Origin of the sequence: Aquabacterium sp., assembly GCF_029946005.1 — a bacterium.
Lineage (GTDB): Bacteria > Pseudomonadota > Gammaproteobacteria > Burkholderiales > Burkholderiaceae_C > Aquabacterium.
The window spans coordinates 165,628-181,943 of sequence record NZ_JAQSDR010000002.1; the positions used below are offsets into that span (position 1 = coordinate 165,628).

Sequence of the window (16,316 nt, forward strand, 5' to 3'; positions counted from 1 at the left end):
GCTACTTTTGGATCTGGAACTCTGGAGAAGCCATGGTCAGCAGCAAAGCTGACCACAGACGTCGCCGACGGTTTTCAGTGAGTTTTTCAACGCTGAGATTTGATAAAAGGCCAGCCCCCACGCTCTGCACCGCACCAACAATCTCCGTTTTAAGCGCCAAGGGCATGGTCCCGTACATCAAGCGCTGGTTGATTTCTTCCACCAAGTCAGCCGGTTTGTCAGCCAAGGTGAGCAAAGCGTGGTCAGGATCAATGTTGGCCAGAAGCTGAACATCTGCACGCGAGGCTTTGCGGTCGTAGCCGTTCAACCCGGTGCCATGCCGCAAAAAATACATCAGATAGTTGACGTAGCCGGCCGAACTGGTTTCTGTGGCGATCTGAAGCTCGGGTGCCAGTAGTAAGGCCGATGCCGACTGGGAGCCAGGCTTGACATACCCAGGACGGAAAAAATTGAACACAGACGACGATGACAGAGCCGACTGAGCCAAGGCAAAGCCCGGATCCTCCGTGGCCATGATGAGGAACATGCCGCTGTCGGAGTGAGCGCCCATGCTTCTCAGCAAGGCAGAAAACCGCAGGACAGGTTCACGGACTTTGCCAAACCGATCGCTGCCGAGGCTGGCCATGTCACGCGCTTCGGGGTCCAGCAAGATGGCGGTGACCATGGCTTTCATGCTGCCGCCAGAAAGCTTGAACGCGTTCGCCACCCGCTGCACATAGGCGGGGCTGGGGTTGCTGGTCACCAGGCGCTGGATGAGTTGCTTGCCGATGAAGGGCCCCACGTTGGGGTGGCTTGCCAAGGTGTCGAGTGCCACCTTCAGACTGCTCTCTGGCGTGGCCCACGTGCTGGCAGGGATGACGGTACCCAGAAAGCTCTTCTCGGCGGTCGAGTGGTACAGGGCATAGCCACGCATGCTGGTGACCAACTGCTCCGGGTGGTTGGGGTTCGAGAAAAAGCACCCCGCTGTCTGCCCTTGCGAGCACCACCAGCTCCAACCCGTGAACACCTTCGCCATGCCGGAGATGTCGCTGGCGCTGTAGGTTTCGATGGGTTGCTGATGCGCATCGGTTTTGTGGGTGCCATCCGCGTTCAGCTCATACAGCCCGATAGAAAAAAGCTGCATGATCTCTCGGGCGAAGTTCTCGTCCGGCACCCGTCCCGTGGGCGTGTCTTCGGGCTGATTCTTGATGTGGGACAGGTAGCAGCCCATGATCGGATGAATGGCGACCGACTCCAGCAAAGCCCGGTAGCTTCCGAAAGCCTGCCTGCCCAGTGTGTCCAGGTAGTCCGCCGCGCCGCGGCTGAATGCATTGTCACCACAGCTGTCGGTGACCGAGATGACGAAGATCTCGGACAGTGCGAACGCGACGCGCTGCCGCAGCTGATCCGGCGACGTGATTGCCTCTCGCCAAAAGCTGCTGACCACGTTCCCCTTGGTGGCCCTTGAGCCCGCATCGATGGCCCGAATCGCCTTGTCACTGGCATCCCAGGCGCTCAAGTGAGACATGGACGACACGGGCGCGGCAAACTGCTCATTGAGCCAGGCTTGATAACCAATGGCCCTGACACGATCAACCTCTTGCTGGGTGGCACCAAAGGTGGCTTGCGTTAAAAACCGCGTCGCCGCTTGGCGTGTTGGGGATGAGTTGACTGGTGGCGGGGCGACAGCCTCTGCCAGAGCAAGCTGCGCGGCGATCTGCTCGGCTTGTGCCGGACTCATCGGGGGCACGGAGCCAACACCGCATTCAGCGCATGTGTTGCCTCCGCCGCCACACGCCATGACGGTCAAGGTGGACAGGGCGACCGCCAACCATTTCAACCCATCACGACAGCTGGAAAAAAACATCGCCACGATCCCTCGGCATCCACATTGAAGCCAACATGATCCGGCATGGAGGCACTTCATGTCCCAGAGAAAAAGCACATAAGCGCTTGGCATTACGCCTCCTTACGACTGTCACCTGGAAGCATCGTCTTCATGCCGTCATATCCATTGGTCAGAATGAAGTCGATCATTTCGGACGCGTGGCATACATGAACTACTCAAAACAGCTGATCATCAATGCCGATGATTTCGGATGGGATGAAGACTCGTGCCAGGCAACCATTGATTGCATGGAAGCCGGCGCCATCACCAGCGCCACCATCATGACGGGTCGACCAGCCACCCACATGGCCTGCGCGTACGCAGCTGCCAATGCGCATCGCTTTTCGTTCGGACTCCACTTCAACATCGTCGACCAGCACAGGCCTGTCTCCAGAAACCAGATCAGCCTCATCGATCAAAGCACACAAACCTTTCGGCGAAGCGGCCAGCAGCGCAAGAGGGCCATGTTGTGGCAACTGGCTCCCCTGGATTTGCAAACCGAGTTGCTGGCTCAACTTGACATCATTCAGGCAAAGGGCGTGAAGGTGTCGCACATTGACAGCCATGGTCATTTGCACAAGTTTCCGGGCGTGATCACCGCGTTGAAGAAGGCGCTTCAGCAAAGAAACATCCATCGAGTTAGGCGACCACAGAATCTCTATGGTCCTGGATCGAGAATGAGCACGAAGGTCATCAATCGGTTGTCAACGCCATTTTTCAATGCATTGACCTTGACTGATCACTTCCTCACGATCTCGAACTATGAGGGGCAATGGTTCAAACACTTGCTCACGCTCCTGCCTCCAGGCACGACTGAACTGGCGGTGCATCCTGGCTATGGCGAAAGCTGGCGGCATGATGAGACACGCCCGCTGTTGGACCAGCGCTTTGCGTCTCTGCTCACTGACAGCCATACCCGCCTGATCAACTTCAACCACATCGGCTAGCGTCTCGGCATGTCGGACTACAAGCTCGTCATTTTCTCGTCGAAGGACTTTGACGCCTATCAACGCCTGGTGAACTCCAACATCAACGCCCCCGTGAATGCCGCCACGCAGGCCCGCCGAAAGTGGTGGTGCTTTGACAACCCGCATGGTGGCGCCTTCGCAGTCGCATTGGCTGGAGACCAGGTGGCTGCGACCTGCTATCTGTCAGGCAAAGCCCTGGTGCTCAATGGGACAAGGTACAAGGCCTACGAGATTGGCGAGACGGGCACCGCTCCGGAACACCAACGCAAGGGATTGTTCAGCCGGCTGGTGAAGCTGTGCACCACCCATGCTTTTGAGCAGGGTGCTCAAGCCGTGTATGGCACGCCCAACGCGCAATCCACCCCGGGGTACGCCAAACTGGGTTTTGAGATCATCGATGACGAGCGCTCGCACTTCATGCTGTCACCCAACCTCACCGGCTTGGTAGCCCAGCACCGCCGCCCCTCCCAAGGCGGCATTCAGGATGACCTTTCAAGACGTGCAGATTCATACCAAATTTCTGGTCACGATTTTTTCATGCATGCGAAAGATCGCCAACGCCTCAACCTGTTTTCTGAAGCGTATTTTCAGTGGCGGTTTTTTGGGCTGGACTCAAGGCGCTACGCCTTCTTTCGGCGCGGAGATTTTTCAATGGCGACGCGCGACTACCACTTGGGCAAGTACCGCGTGCTCATGGTTTCTGATTTTGGAAGCCATGATGCAAGGCTAGGCACCTTCAACGCTGCTGCTGAAATTCGTAAAATATTTCGGCATGAGTTCAAGGCGCACCAATACGCTGGCATCTACTTGAACACACCGTGGGACGCCTCAAAAACCCGTTTGCACTATGGGCTGAAGAAGCTGGTGCACCACCGCTCACTGCCCATCTGCGTGATGACCCATGGGCAATCAAATTTTTCAGCCGACCTGCGTCATGCGGGTTTGTTGCAGCTGTCTGACTGCGACATCGGCTGAGCCAAGGGTTCAGCAAGTGGAGTCTTGTCATATTCGATCAAGACAATACCGGCCATGATCCTTGAAGGCCAAGACTCCTACACCTCCCCCTCGTTCTCGCTCAAGCAACGCCTGGCCAGACAACTTTGGGACATCACCTGGATGCTGTTGTTCAGGCCCACGCCTCGCCTCATGCATGGGTGGAGGCGGGCTCTGTTGAAGGCGTTCGGGGCCAAGTTGGGCCAGTACGTCCACATCCATCCCTCAGTCAAGGTTTGGGCGCCTTGGAACCTGACCATTGACGACTACGTGGGCATTGGCGAAGGTGCTGTCATCTACAGCATGGATCGAATCCACATCGGCTCCTTCGCCGTGGTGTCACAAGGCACCTACCTGTGCGCGGGATCCCATGATTTCAATTCAAGGAACATGCAGTTGACCACAGCGCCAATCACCATCGGCAAGTACACCTGGTTGTGCGCCCACACGTTTGTCTGCCCGGGGGTCGATATCGCTGAGGGCACTGTCATTGCGGCACGTGGCGTCGTGTCCAAATCCGTGCAAACCGGGTGGGGGGTCTGGGCAGGCGTGCCGGCCAAAAAGGTCGGAGACAGAGCGCGCGAGCAGGTGCAACGATGAGCGGTATATCAGTCATCATTCTGACCAAAAACGAGCAGCAGGATCTGCCTGGATGCCTCGATACGATGGGGTGGTCGGATGACGTCCATGTCTATGATTCGATGAGCACCGACGCGACAGTTTCGATCGCCGAACGGTATGGCGCCAAGGTCACGCAGCGGCCGTTCGACAACTGGGCGTCACACCAGAATTGGGGCCTGGACAACATCCCGTTCAAGCACCCATGGGTCTATTACAGCGACGCCGATGAACGCGTCACGCCAGAGTTGGTGCGGGCCATGCAGGCGGCCATCCAGAACCCAGGTGACGCGGTAGCCTTTCGGATCAAACGGCGCGACTACTTGTTTGGAACCTGGCTCAAGCATGTCACGCCATCCCCGTTCAACATCCGCCTGTTTAAACCAATGCGCTTGCGCTACGAGCGCCTGACCAATCCGGTGTCCAAGGTGGATGGCCCCGTGGGGAACATCTCTGAGCACTTTGTGCATTACCCTTTCAGCAAGGGCATCAAGTTCTGGTTTGAAAAACACAACTCCTACAGCACCTTCGAAGCAGGTCAGATCATTGACAACACCAAGTCGGGCGGAGGTGATTTCAGCCTGATCAAGGCATTGACTGCCAAAGATTTGAACGTCAGGAGATTCCATCAAAAGGAACTCTATTACCGCATGCCTTTCAGGCCGCTCATCATGTTTTCGGTGCTGTACATCGGCAAACGCGGCTTTCTTGATGGCAAATCTGGTTTCATTTATGCCCTGTTGCGTGCCATTTACGAGTACATGATTGTGCTCAAGGTGCGTGAATACAGCGACAAGCCCTGACCGTCATCGTGACAAGGCCCTTTTCCCAAGGGCCACAAAGGGCATTTCAATCCAGCGATAACCCGCTGCAGCCATTGCCACGCCAGCCAACAGCATGATGCCAATAGCAGGCCATGTCTCCTCGGCTTCGACGTACAAACCAAGCCAGATGGCCAAAGGGTGAAACAGGTACAGCGAATAAGACATGGCACCCAAAGACATTAAAAATGGAATTCGAAATTTATCCTGCCTTTCATCTTGAAGCAAGAAATACAGGAAACCTGCAACCAACAGTGGAAGCAAAAAACGACGAGCTTGCAGATCGATAGGGTGAGGCAACAGCCCAATCAGCAGCGACAGCAGCAAACAGGTCATCCAGACCATGCGGCCATGCCGCTGGCTGACCTTCAACGATTTGCCTTGATGAATCCATTCAGCGAGTAATGCGCCTAGGCACCAAACCCACCAACTTGCCAGGAAGATATTCTGCAACACCACTCGATTTGGCCCCGTGGGCAAGATACTGAAAGAAATTCCAAAAGTCAGGATACTGATCAACCATGCCAGGGCCAGGATCCTCATTGTTTTTCGGGGCCCGTCAAAGCGGCGCCAGAACGCTGCATACAACAAATAGAAGTGACACTCAACCACTACTGACCACAGAACATTATTCACAGCGACTCGATGCTCAGCAAAAAAACTGCTCAGCAAACTTAAATGTGCAAACACCGAGTTACTGGCAGCCTGAGGCAACAAGTGCGACGAATAAAATTTCCCCAGCACGAATGACAAGATGACACAAAAAAAGAATGCCGGATATATTCTATAAAATCGCCGGATCGCGTAAGCCTTGCGCTGAAAGGCAATGCCCCGATTTTCATCCATCAGCCTGGCCCAATGAATGCAAAAGCCGCTGAGCACAAAAAAAACAGAGACTCCCCACGGACCGAGGTGGCCCATCACGGACTCGAGATACCTATTTGGCCACTGTTCCGAAAATTGCTGATAAATATGATGACCGAAGACGCTCAAGGCCGCCACGGCACGCAATCCGTCCAACACAGGAAAAACCGTCCGTTTTGGCAATTGACTGGCAATGGATGTCATTTGGTTGGCCATACCCCTACGCCGCGAACGGAACACGTTATTCTCTTTGCCAAGTCAGCACGCCCCCAGTCTGACCAATCATGATGACATGTTCATTGCAGGCCATTTTTAACCAATGTCACACGCCATTCATGCCAACCTGCTAGCGTTCAGCACAGTTGCGTTAGGCAACAATTTTGAACACAGCCAACGGATGGGCGGCGCATGTACGGATCAATTCAGATATGCAGAGCCTTGGCAGCCCTGATGGTGGTGTGCTTCCATGTGGGGGGCAACCTGCACAAAGAAAATTATTTCGGCCGTGATGCCGACACCCTCAGTGTGTTTTTTTTTGGCGATGCTGGAGTACCTTTTTTCTTTGTTCTGAGCGGATTCATCGTGACGTGGGCCCACTTTCAGGACTTCAATCACCCTAAAAAACTAGGCCAATACCTTGTTAAAAGAGCTGTCAGAATTTACCCATCCTATTGGATAGTATTTTTGGCAGTTTACGCAGTTGCGTATACCACCCCCTCTTGGCGAGAAACGCTTCCTACCGACGTAGCTACATTGCTTCGCTCACTTTTATTACTCCCGCAAGACAAGAATGTCGTTGGGGGTGTGGGCGCACCCGTTTTATTCGTGGCCTGGACACTTCAATACGAAATTATTTTTTATGCAGCAATTGGGCTTGGCATTATTCGCCAATGGTTATTATTTATACCTGCTGCGCTTTTTTTGATCAATTTCTTTTTTAATGTATTTGACAGCATAGGCTTCTATCAGGAATACCTCTCCAATATTCGTATTTTTTTATTTGGGATGGGGGTTTTGGTGGCCTACGCCGCCAAAAGCTCATGTCGAATACCTAACCCCCTGGTCCTCGCATGGGGTGGCGCCCTGGGATTTGCAGCACTTGCAATCGCAGAGAACATCTATGGCAAAGATTGGGGCCCCATTGACCACATCATTGCCTATGGAATTTTCAGTTCATCTTTGGTATTGGGCCTGATCAAACACGAGGACGGTGGCAACAGAATATCAACAAGCAGCTTCATGGCCAAGATCGGCGATGCATCCTATTCGCTGTATCTTTTGCATGTTCCCATCATGTCCGTTCTTTGCAAAATCGCGGTTCTGTCGGGCATGTCCGGCCCCTTGGGCGCCTGGGTGGCTGAAATCTTCATTGTGTCAACCTGCACATTGGTTGCCATGGCTTTTCATGCGCGCATTGAGCGGCCCATCATGCGGGCCATCAATGTCCACATCTCACCTCGCCCCAGCCACTGGGCCACTGGCAGCAAGCCACTGCCCAGTGGCTGACGGCGCCATGACGCGCTTCCAGCCTGCAACGTCGTCATGGCGTCACACGCGATGGCCAAAATAGTGCGGCATGAAGCTCGTATTTTTCTGCCACCCCTCGTTCATGCGCTCGCAAAGCATGCCGCGCTTTGCACGCATGATTGGCGGTGCCATGCAGGCCAAAGGTTACGAGGTTGCCTACTGGGCGCCACAGGCCTGGGTCCACACCTTTTTCGACAAAACACGGCTGGCCAAATGGGCGGGCTATGTGGATCAGTACCTGGTCTTTCCGCTCCAGGTGAAGGCTCGTTTGCTTCGCCAACCACCCGGCACCTTGTTCGTGTTTTGCGACCAGGCACTCGGCCCATGGGTTCCGCTGGTCAAGCACCTGCCCCATGTGGTTCATGCCCATGATTTGCTGGCACTGCGCTCAGCCCTGGGGCAGATCCCCCAAAACCCGACGTCCAGCACAGGTCGGCTATACCAACGCTACATTCGCCGCGGCTTCCGTCAAGCCCGGCATTTCATTTCTGTGTCCAAGCGCACGCAGAACGACCTGGTAGAGCATGGGCAGGTACAAGCCCAGACATCGCGCGTGGTCTACAACGGCCTGAACTATCCCTACAAGCCAGTACCCCGCGCCAAGGCTTTTCAAAAGCTGAGCCGAGCCGGCCTGCCGGCCACCGACGAAGGCATGATCCTGCACGTTGGCGGTGGCCAATGGTACAAAAACACCGCTGGGGTCATCCACCTGTATGCACGGTACGCCGCGCGGCATGACAACCCACTGCCGCTGTGGATGGTCAGCCCTCACCCCTCCAACCCGGAGGTTCTTGATGCCCTGAAGCAAGTGCCTGCGCAAGGCTGCGTTCTGTTTTACCAAGGCATTGACAACGCAGCCCTGGAGGCCGCCTATTCAGTGGCCAGGGCATTCTTGTTCCCCAGTCTGGCCGAGGGCTTTGGCTGGCCCATCGTGGAGGCGCAGGCCTGCGGCTGCCCGGTCATCACCACCGACGATGCCCCCATGAACGAGATCGCCGGGCCGCTGGCCAGCTACTTGCCCATACTCAAACCGGGGGATGACATCGGCGCGTGGGCAGAGCAAGGCGCTGATGTGCTGGAGGCATTGCTTCAGGTGGATCAGGGCGAACAGGTTTCACAGCGGCAAAGCCGGATTGCCTGGGCCGGGCAGTTCACCACGCACAAGGCCATCGAAGGCTATCTCTCGATTTATCAGTCGGTGTTTGCGCTGGAGTCTTGAGGTGACCAAGGGCCGCCATCATTTGCTCGATCTGATGCGAGGCCTTGCGGCCGTGCTGGTTTGTGCCGGCCACCTGCGCGCCGCCACCATGGTGGACCTGGGCACTGCCGAATCGCCAGGTCTGGTTGACACTTTTCTGTATGCCCTGACCAGCCTGGGCCACCAGTCGGTCATGGTGTTTTTTGTTTTGAGCGGCTACCTGGTGGGCGGGTCCGTGTTGACCGCAGGCTCGCGCTTCAGTTGGCGCTCCTATGCACAAGCGCGATTAAGTCGACTGTGGACCGTGCTGCTGCCATGCCTGGCCCTGACTTGGGCCGTCGATCAAACCATTGTCAAGCTGGCCCCGCAAGTACTTTCAGGTGCCTATGCGACGCTCTGGCATTCGGCGCCGCAGCCCGATCACTACGATGCCTCACTGGGCACGTTGTTGGGAAACCTGGTTTTCTTGCAGACCATCAAGGTACCTGTTTTTGGCAGCAACGGCCCACTGTGGAGCCTGGCCAACGAGTTCTGGTACTACGTGCTTTTCCCACTCATGTTCATCGCATTCGCTGGCCAGAAGACCGGCATCACAGCACGCCAAAGATGGACTGCTGCGGCATTGACTTTGGCTCTGGGTGTTCTTCTGCCCGCCGATCTTCTGTGCGGCTACGCCATATGGCTCATGGGTGTCGTCGCATTTGTGACGCCCCGCGTCCACAGGCCATCTTCGGGCCGATCAACAAGACCAGGCCGCTGGTTGCAACCCGCGATCGCCAGCTTGGCATTCCTGGCCGCCATTGGATTTTCAAAATGGGCCACCCCAAAAAACTGGAATGCGCCATGGGGAGACTTCGTGCTGGGCATGGGTGTCGCCTACTTTGTCTACCACTGCGGGCCTCTGTCGTCATCACGGTCATGGCCTCGCTGGATGCGGCACGCCATTGAGCGCTTGTCAGACATGTCCTTCTCGCTGTACTTGTCGCATTTTCCTTTGGTCATGCTGATCGGCACCAGTGCCTACCTTGATGAACGCATGCAGCCATCCCTGCTGTCCTGGACGGTCATGCTGGGTTGGCTGGGGGTTCTGATTCTGGCTGGGCATGTGGTGTGGTGGCTGTGCGAACGGCACACACCCACCGTGCGAAAGATGATGGCCTTGTCCATGTCCGCGCAACGCGGCATTCGGCACCCCCCGAGTTCATGAAGATGACAACTTGAAACGTCACCATTCGTTAAGAACTCAGCGCGCTTAGCGGCACAGCGCAAAGAGTCGACAGGTCTCCAACACCGACAGATGCATCCCGTGATCCATGTGGACCACGCGGCGGCTTTGTCACGCCTGTTGGAGTCACACGAACAGTCAGCGCTGAAAGAACATCCGTGAAGATTCTCATTTACAGCGCCAATTTCGCCCCCGAGCCGACAGGCATTGGCAAGTACTCCGGCGAGATGGCCGAGTGGTTGGTGTCCGAAGGGCACGAGGTTCGCGTGGTGGCCGCACCGCCTTACTACCCCGACTGGAAAATCGCCGAAGGCTATGCATGGCCACCTTACCGCCACGAGATGTGGAAAGGCGCACGCGTGTGGCGCGCCCCGCTGTGGGTGCCCGCCAAACCCAGTGGCCTCAAGCGCATCCTGCATCTTCTGACCTTCGCGGCCTCGTCATTGCCCGTGATGCTGCGGCAAGTGGGCTGGCGCCCGGACGTGGTGTTGACCGTGGCACCCGCCTTTGTGTGCGCCCCCACCGGCTGGCTGACCGCGCGTTTGTCTGGCGCCCAGGCCTGGCTGCATGTGCAGGACTTCGAGATCGACGTGGCCTTCAAAATGGGCCTGATGGAAGGCCGAGGCGCGCGCCAGACCCTGCTATGGCTGGAGCGGCGCATGCTCAGGCGCTTCGATGTAGTGTCGTCCATCTCGATGCGCATGGTGGACCGCTTGCGGAACAAGGGCGTGGACCGCGACTGCATTCGGCACTTTCCCAACTGGGTCGATGTGGACAAGGTGCGCCCCTTGGGCCATGTGAGCGCCTACCGCGAAGAGCTGGGCATTTCGCAAAGCGCCACGGTGGTGTTGTTCTCGGGCACCTTGGGCAGCAAGCAAGGCTTGATGATGATCCCCGAGGCCGCCAGGCTGCTGGCGCATCGCACGGACGTTGAGTTCGTAATCTGCGGCGATGGGGTGATGAAGCCCCAGCTCGAAGCCGCCTGTGCGGACCTGGGCAATGTGCGGCTGCTGCCCTTGCAACCCGTCGAGCGCCTGGGCGAGTTGCTGGGCCTGGCCGACATCCATTTGCTGCCCCAGTGCCCCGAGGCGGAAGACCTGGTGCTGCCCTCCAAGCTGTCGGGCATGTTGTCCAGCGGTCGCCCCGTGGTGGCCACGTGTCGTGAAGGCACGGAGATGGCACACGTGGTGTCTCGCTGCGGCATCGTGGTGCCGCCCGATGACCACCCGGCCCTGGCCGACGCCATCGAGTCACTGGCCAATCGGCCTGATGCACGCCATGAGTTGGGCCTGCTGGCCCGGCGGTTCGCAGAAGACCACCTGGCCCAGAAGTCTGTTCTGGGCAAGTGGATCCAGCAGCTCGACGAGTTGCTGGCCCCGGATCCGATCACCATCGACTCTTAACCAATAATCTCAGAGGGAACCATGCAAACCATTCGACACCTCACGGCCATCACCTTGGCCACCATGGCCTTGAGTGGCCAAGCCTTGGCGGGGTCCTACCCGACAGGCCACGCAGCCATGTCGGTCCAGATCTCCGATGAAGCAGGCTTCAATTGGGACCTCAACCTGACGCCCTTTTCCAGCTATGACGCCAGCACCGGAAATTTTGGCCTCAACCTCAGCAGCGTTCAAACGCCAGTGAGCGATGCGCTTGGCGAATGGAAGAAGGGGACCACCCAGGTCTATGACACCAAGACCGACACCTATGTGAACATCCCCGGCATTTCATGGCACAGCTGGGCCACGGTCAATGGCACCATCGGTTCTGGTGCGGCCGACCCCAGCAACCCATGGCGCACGAGCGTGACCTTCACTGCCTTGGGCAACATCGATCCCGACATGTCCTACGGCTTCTTCGCCAAAAACAACACCAACACGACCCAGACCTACACGGTCAACTATGGCGAATCCATCGCTCCGACCATCAACGGCAACTACACCTTGCACGCCGACATCTCTGGCGGCGTGACCAATCCTTCCGGAACGGGTGCTATCAACGTTTCGCAAGTGCCTGGTTTCACCAAGCTGCAGGCGGTTCGCTTGTCCAGCGACGGGGGCACGACCTTTGTCAATGGCGGCGTGGATGTGGGCAACGCGTACACCTCCACCACCTTTGGCAGCCAGGCCTACGGCAATGACAGCGCCGACACCACGGGCACTGGCAACTACAACTACTGGGATTTCAAGACCCAGTTCACCTTGTCGGCCAAGGACACCATTGCCTTGACGGGTTACACCGAGATCACGGCGGTGCCTGAGCCAGCTTCGTGGATTCTGCCAGTGCTGGGCTTGGCAGGTTTGGGAGCTTTGCGCCGGTATCGCCAGCGATAAAAATCGCGGTGAGATGTTCAAAGGCCACCTTGATCAGGTGGCCTTTTTCATGGCTTTACGGTTGCTGCATCCAGCCTACTGCGGTACTCGGCAGCCTGGTTCTCCAGGGTCACTCGGGCCACCTGGAAAAACGGCTCCTTAGCAGCCAGAACATCAGCAACGCCCTTGCTTTCATAGCGCGTCAGCAGGTCTTTCCCAAGACTGACCAACGCTGCATTGTCTTTGCGGCAGGCGCTGTTGCCTTGCATCAGTTGCTGGTGCTTTGACTGCAGGCTGCTCAAGGCCAGCTCACCGGCCTGAGCCTTTCCGCGCTCAGCACTGGCCTCAGTCTTCGCTTGATCGAGCTGCTTTTGCAACGCCACCACCTGCTCGGACAAAGCGGTTCGTTCCTGCTTGAGCGACGTCACCTCGGTGTTCAGCCCATTGAGCTTACGCGTTGACGCATTGGCCGAGGCCTTTTGGCTGCTGGCCTCTGATTGAATCGACTTCAAGGCCTGCTCCAACGCTGCCTTCTCTTGCGCGGTTTTGGATTGGGCCTCCTCCAGCGAGGTCTTCTCTTGCTGGACCTGGCGCATCTGCAGCTTCAAGCGCTTGAGTTGTTCTTGCTCGCGGTCATTGGACTGCGCAAAGGTAGCTGAGGTGGCAAATGCTGCGCAGACCAAGGTCATGAGCAAGCGAGCCCCGACACGTAGGCGATGCGGATTGTCAGAAGCGAACATTGAAATCCACCTGAAAGGAGTTGACCTTGAACTTGGCTTTACCGTAGTCAATGGTCTCTGCCCCACTGGTGACCACAGTCTGATTCAAAGGGGTATCGATCGTGCTTGAGGCCAGGTAGCGCACACCCAAGGTGGTGTTTCGGAAAAGGCCATAGTTAAACGCCAAGGTATAGCCCTGAACATTGGTACCCCCCAGCCCAAGATCGCTGTCGGTGAAGGCATCCAGGACCGCATCAGAACCCAGATGTCGGTAAGTGGCCGAAGCTTGCCACTGCCCTGCTTCTCGCACGTCCGAGGCTCCAAATGCCATCCTGAACTGGTACCCATCGTCTTTTCCACCCGGATCTCCAACAAGCCCCGATCGGCGCTGAAAGTCATTCACATCGAAGGCTGTGTTTTTTACATACTCGGCAGAAAGCAACAAGCTGTAGGGACTGAAATGAGTCAGTTCCGCAGACGCCGTCAATGCCACAGGGCGGAACTTGTAGGCCAACCCCCAGTTCCTGGCTTGCGTCAACGAAGTGTCAAGACTGGCATTGGTTTCAAAGAGCGTGTTGCCCTTCTGACGCAGCCCCTTTGAGTACTCATACTGGCCGTAGCTCACTCCTGGCGTCAGCGTGGTGCCGTTGAAATCGTTGTCAGCCCGTCCTTCGATGTTCTTGTAGCCATAGTAGGCCAGACCAAACTTCAGCTTGGTGCGCAATGCGGGACTCCAAGCAGCCCCGATCTGCGCGCCATACAGCCACCGACCATCACGCGTCGGCGGACTGTCCTCTCTCAAAGGAAACGCCCCCATGGTGGCGAATGGCTCAAAGGTTGCCTCGGGCTTCACCCACCTGGTGGTGGCCGCGACACCTTCGAAGTTCAGGTTCTCGCTCCAGATCATGTCTGTGCTGAACCAGGGGTTGGGCAGCCTGCCCGCTTGGACGCTCAACCATTCAGTGGGATCAACGCGAACGAACGCCCGATCAACCAAAAGTGGGTACTTGTTGAAGCCTTGCCCCAAAGTCTGATTGGTGGACACTCGGTCGCTGTCATTGCCGGTGGCCAAACGAACCCCGACACCGACCTCATCTGTCACCTTGGCAGTGAGCCCCAACCTCAAACGCAAACGTTCGCGATCACGGCCCTCATTCGTGGAAGTCGTCACCAAGCCCGTTGAAGTGTAGGTTCCGAAGTCAGGCGCACGGATGGTTCCGTCACGGCCAAGCACACTCTCAACGTAGTAAGACGCCGGCAAGTTATCGCTGCTTGGACTGTCTTGTTGATACCGAAACCGAAAATCTCCATCAATTTTTATCCGGTCCACCCAAGAAGGCGTGGCGTTGGGCACACCCCAACGCTCAGCCCTGGCTTGGGTCAGCACTTCTTCCTTGACCTCATTGCGAATCTGAGTCTTCATCGCCTCAGACACATAAGGCACGCGCTGCACAGGCTTGGCCGACGCGGTCGGGGCGTTGGCGGCTGTGGCATCAACCGTTTTGGTCTGGGCTTGCTTGAGCATGCCGTCAGCGACCTCGCGGGTCAGCACGCCCTTGTCGACCAGCGCATTGATCAAACCAAGCGTGGTCTGGCGCAAAGCTTCCAAGGATTCACGCTCGTCGGCTTTGGCAACAGAAGCCGCCACGGCCAGACTCAGGGCGGTGAGCGTTGGCCACCAGGATCTTTTGAAAGTTTTCATGTCAAAGTCAATGTTCAACCAGTCATCCGGTTGGTAATGCGTAAACGAATGGGTTGAGGCAAGCTGGCAGGCACTTCGCTGATCGCCGGCAATTGAGTGAACGCCTGCTTGAGCGCCTCATCGGTCTTGTCGTCGCCAGAGGGTGAGGCCAGCTCCACACGCAACTCGCCAGAAGGCGTCAGCCACACGCGCACATTCACGCGGTAATCGCCCAGCTTGATGCCGTTGTTCCTGGCCAGGCTGGATTGGATGTGCCGCTGCAGTTGCGACGTGAACAAGGCGAACTGCAAGCGGTTGACGCCACCCGTCCCGGTGCCGATGTCTCCGCCCTTGTATTCGCTGCTGACTTGTCCAGCTGCGAATGCGCTGGGCCCGTCGCCTGCCGGCCCATCCATCTTGAGCTGCTGGGGCTCAGGCGTCGCCTGCTGCACCTTGGGCTGCTCTTGCTGAGGTTGCGGTTTGGCTTCCTGCTTCTCGGGCTCGGGCGGCTTCTCCACTTTGGGTGGCGGTGGCGGAGGGGTATCGGGCAATACCGCGATTTTCACGGTCTGTCGCTTGGCGCCCGACTTGCCGGTTTTGAAGGAGGTGGCAGCCCAGTAGCCCAGCATCAACAGCGCTAGCAAGCCTGCCGCCATCACAACCCACTTGCCCCAAGGTTTTTTCTCGACATCGCTCATGGCTCAGGTCCCGATGCGCGACGTGATGAGCCCCATGGGCACCTCGATCTTGTTGCAAAGATCAATGATGGCGACCACCTTGGCATACTGCGCGCGGGCATCGCCTTTGATGGCCACACTCATCTTTGGATCGCGGGCTTTAGCCTGCAGCAATTGCGATTCAAGGTCTGCCAGGTTCACGGTCACACCATTGATCATCAAGCCACCATCGGGCATCACCTGAACCACCTTCAACTCATGCTTTTCGGTGCTGGGCTTGTTGCTGGGCTTGGGCATGCTGACGTGCAGACCTTGCACCGAAGCCGTGGTCATCAAGATGAAAACGACCAAGAGCACATAAGCCAGGTCCAACATGGGTGTCACGTTGATGGAGTCGTAGGGCTTGGTTTGATCTTGAACTTTCATCGCCTGTGCCCCTTACTGAACGCGCTTGGTCGCCAAGCCAATCTCGGTGATGTCCAGGCGCTTGGCTATCTCAAGCACCTCCATCACCTTGTCGTACTGGGTGGCCGCATCGGCCTTGAGCACCACTGGCAGGTTGGGGTTGGCGGCCTTGTATTGAGCCAAGGTCGACTTGAGTTGATCCATGCTCACCGGATAGGCATCCAGGTAGACCTGGCCATCAGAAGTGATCGTGATGCCTTTGGTCTGAGGCTTGGCCAGGTTATTCGCCACTGAGGTCAGCGGAGGTTGTACCTTGACGCCCTGCACCGACGCGGTGGTCATGATGATGAAGACCACCAGCAGCACATAAGCCAAGTCCAACATCGGCGTGACATTGATCTCGTCGTAGGGCTGGTTGTCTTCCTTGATATCGGCCGACAT

16 protein-coding genes are annotated in these 16,316 nt (G+C 57.0%); 9 read left to right on the forward strand and 7 right to left on the reverse strand.

All coding sequences use genetic code 11. The features are described from left to right. Nucleotide 1: 1 nt before the first annotated feature. The gene (locus PSV38_RS01150) at nt 2–1,720 is read right to left on the reverse strand and encodes a DUF1800 family protein (RefSeq protein WP_300543877.1); all 1,719 of its coding nucleotides are present in this window, start codon (nt 1,718–1,720) and stop codon (nt 2–4) included. Between the two features lie 314 nt (nt 1,721–2,034). Here PSV38_RS01150 and PSV38_RS01155 point away from each other — a divergent pair, with 314 nt between their 5' ends. The 4 genes from PSV38_RS01155 to PSV38_RS01170 are packed head-to-tail and all read left to right on the forward strand — an operon-like array spanning nt 2,035 to nt 5,249. After that, on the forward strand, nt 2,035–2,814 hold the full coding sequence (locus PSV38_RS01155) for a ChbG/HpnK family deacetylase (protein ID WP_300543880.1): 780 nt from the start codon (nt 2,035–2,037) through the stop codon (nt 2,812–2,814). A gap of 9 nt (nt 2,815–2,823) precedes the next feature. Then, nucleotides 2,824–3,810, forward strand: coding sequence for a GNAT family N-acetyltransferase (locus tag PSV38_RS01160; RefSeq protein ID WP_300543883.1), 987 nt, complete (start codon nt 2,824–2,826; stop codon nt 3,808–3,810). Nucleotides 3,811–3,864: 54 nt separating this feature from the next. Then, nucleotides 3,865–4,428 carry a putative colanic acid biosynthesis acetyltransferase gene (locus tag PSV38_RS01165; RefSeq protein ID WP_300543886.1) on the forward strand — a complete coding sequence of 188 codons (564 nt, stop codon included), beginning with the start codon at nt 3,865–3,867 and terminating at the stop codon, nt 4,426–4,428. Then, entirely contained in the window at nt 4,359–5,249 is an 891-nt protein-coding gene (locus tag PSV38_RS01170; RefSeq protein ID WP_300543888.1) for a glycosyltransferase family 2 protein, read from the forward strand. Before PSV38_RS01165 ends, PSV38_RS01170 begins: the two co-directional genes overlap by 70 nt. A gap of 3 nt (nt 5,250–5,252) precedes the next feature. Here the strand turns inward: PSV38_RS01170 and PSV38_RS01175 are convergent, their stop codons facing one another. Beyond that, nucleotides 5,253–6,335 (reverse strand): acyltransferase, encoded by a 1,083-nt coding sequence (locus PSV38_RS01175; RefSeq protein WP_300543890.1) that lies wholly within the window; start codon nt 6,333–6,335, stop codon nt 5,253–5,255. 204 nt (nt 6,336–6,539) lie between these two features. Here PSV38_RS01175 and PSV38_RS01180 point away from each other — a divergent pair, with 204 nt between their 5' ends. The 5 genes from PSV38_RS01180 to PSV38_RS01200 all read left to right on the forward strand — a co-directional run bounded on the left by PSV38_RS01180 (nt 6,540) and on the right by PSV38_RS01200 (nt 12,414). Beyond that, nucleotides 6,540–7,637, forward strand: a complete 1,098-nt coding sequence (locus PSV38_RS01180) for an acyltransferase (RefSeq protein ID WP_300543893.1) — start codon at nt 6,540–6,542, stop codon at nt 7,635–7,637. Between the two features lie 70 nt (nt 7,638–7,707). After that, nucleotides 7,708–8,877: a glycosyltransferase gene (locus tag PSV38_RS01185; RefSeq protein WP_300543895.1), complete on the forward strand. Its 1,170-nt coding sequence runs from the start codon at nt 7,708–7,710 to the stop codon at nt 8,875–8,877. A gap of 34 nt (nt 8,878–8,911) precedes the next feature. Then, nucleotides 8,912–10,063: an acyltransferase gene (locus PSV38_RS01190; RefSeq protein ID WP_366526630.1), complete on the forward strand. Its 1,152-nt coding sequence runs from the start codon at nt 8,912–8,914 to the stop codon at nt 10,061–10,063. Nucleotides 10,064–10,239: 176 nt separating this feature from the next. Further along, nucleotides 10,240–11,484, forward strand: a complete 1,245-nt coding sequence (locus tag PSV38_RS01195; protein WP_300543900.1) for a glycosyltransferase WbuB — start codon at nt 10,240–10,242, stop codon at nt 11,482–11,484. Between the two features lie 21 nt (nt 11,485–11,505). Continuing rightward, nucleotides 11,506–12,414: a PEP-CTERM sorting domain-containing protein gene (locus PSV38_RS01200; protein WP_300543902.1), complete on the forward strand. Its 909-nt coding sequence runs from the start codon at nt 11,506–11,508 to the stop codon at nt 12,412–12,414. Nucleotides 12,415–12,461: 47 nt separating this feature from the next. Here the strand turns inward: PSV38_RS01200 and PSV38_RS01205 are convergent, their stop codons facing one another. From PSV38_RS01205 to PSV38_RS01225, 5 genes are all read right to left on the reverse strand, one after another. After that, entirely contained in the window at nt 12,462–12,905 is a 444-nt protein-coding gene (locus tag PSV38_RS01205; protein ID WP_300543905.1) for a hypothetical protein, read from the reverse strand. Between the two features lie 214 nt (nt 12,906–13,119). Next, the gene (locus PSV38_RS01210; RefSeq protein WP_300543908.1) at nt 13,120–14,832 is read right to left on the reverse strand and encodes a putative porin; all 1,713 of its coding nucleotides are present in this window, start codon (nt 14,830–14,832) and stop codon (nt 13,120–13,122) included. Further along, the gene (locus tag PSV38_RS01215) at nt 14,829–15,491 is read right to left on the reverse strand and encodes a TonB C-terminal domain-containing protein (RefSeq protein WP_300543910.1); all 663 of its coding nucleotides are present in this window, start codon (nt 15,489–15,491) and stop codon (nt 14,829–14,831) included. Before PSV38_RS01215 ends, PSV38_RS01210 begins: the two co-directional genes overlap by 4 nt. 3 nt (nt 15,492–15,494) lie before the next feature. Next, nucleotides 15,495–15,896: a biopolymer transporter ExbD gene (locus PSV38_RS01220; RefSeq protein WP_300543912.1), complete on the reverse strand. Its 402-nt coding sequence runs from the start codon at nt 15,894–15,896 to the stop codon at nt 15,495–15,497. Between the two features lie 12 nt (nt 15,897–15,908). Then, entirely contained in the window at nt 15,909–16,316 is a 408-nt protein-coding gene (locus tag PSV38_RS01225; protein ID WP_300543914.1) for a biopolymer transporter ExbD, read from the reverse strand.

Coding starts and splice junctions, on each gene's coding strand:
- PSV38_RS01150 (WP_300543877.1), bottom strand. CDS start 1,720: ATGAGTCCGGCACAAGCCGAGCAGATCGCCGCGCAGCTTGCTCTGGCA.
- PSV38_RS01190 (WP_366526630.1), top strand. CDS start 8,912: ATGCGAGGCCTTGCGGCCGTGCTGGTTTGTGCCGGCCACCTGCGCGCC.
- PSV38_RS01200 (WP_300543902.1), top strand. CDS start 11,506: ATGCAAACCATTCGACACCTCACGGCCATCACCTTGGCCACCATGGCC.
- PSV38_RS01215 (WP_300543910.1), bottom strand. CDS start 15,491: ATGAGCGATGTCGAGAAAAAACCTTGGGGCAAGTGGGTTGTGATGGCG.
- PSV38_RS01175 (WP_300543890.1), bottom strand. CDS start 6,335: ATGACATCCATTGCCAGTCAATTGCCAAAACGGACGGTTTTTCCTGTG.
- PSV38_RS01220 (WP_300543912.1), bottom strand. CDS start 15,896: ATGAAAGTTCAAGATCAAACCAAGCCCTACGACTCCATCAACGTGACA.
- PSV38_RS01180 (WP_300543893.1), top strand. CDS start 6,540: ATGTACGGATCAATTCAGATATGCAGAGCCTTGGCAGCCCTGATGGTG.
- PSV38_RS01185 (WP_300543895.1), top strand. CDS start 7,708: ATGAAGCTCGTATTTTTCTGCCACCCCTCGTTCATGCGCTCGCAAAGC.
- PSV38_RS01165 (WP_300543886.1), top strand. CDS start 3,865: ATGATCCTTGAAGGCCAAGACTCCTACACCTCCCCCTCGTTCTCGCTC.
- PSV38_RS01225 (WP_300543914.1), bottom strand. CDS start 16,316: ATGTCGGCCGATATCAAGGAAGACAACCAGCCCTACGACGAGATCAAT.
- PSV38_RS01160 (WP_300543883.1), top strand. CDS start 2,824: ATGTCGGACTACAAGCTCGTCATTTTCTCGTCGAAGGACTTTGACGCC.
- PSV38_RS01155 (WP_300543880.1), top strand. CDS start 2,035: ATGAACTACTCAAAACAGCTGATCATCAATGCCGATGATTTCGGATGG.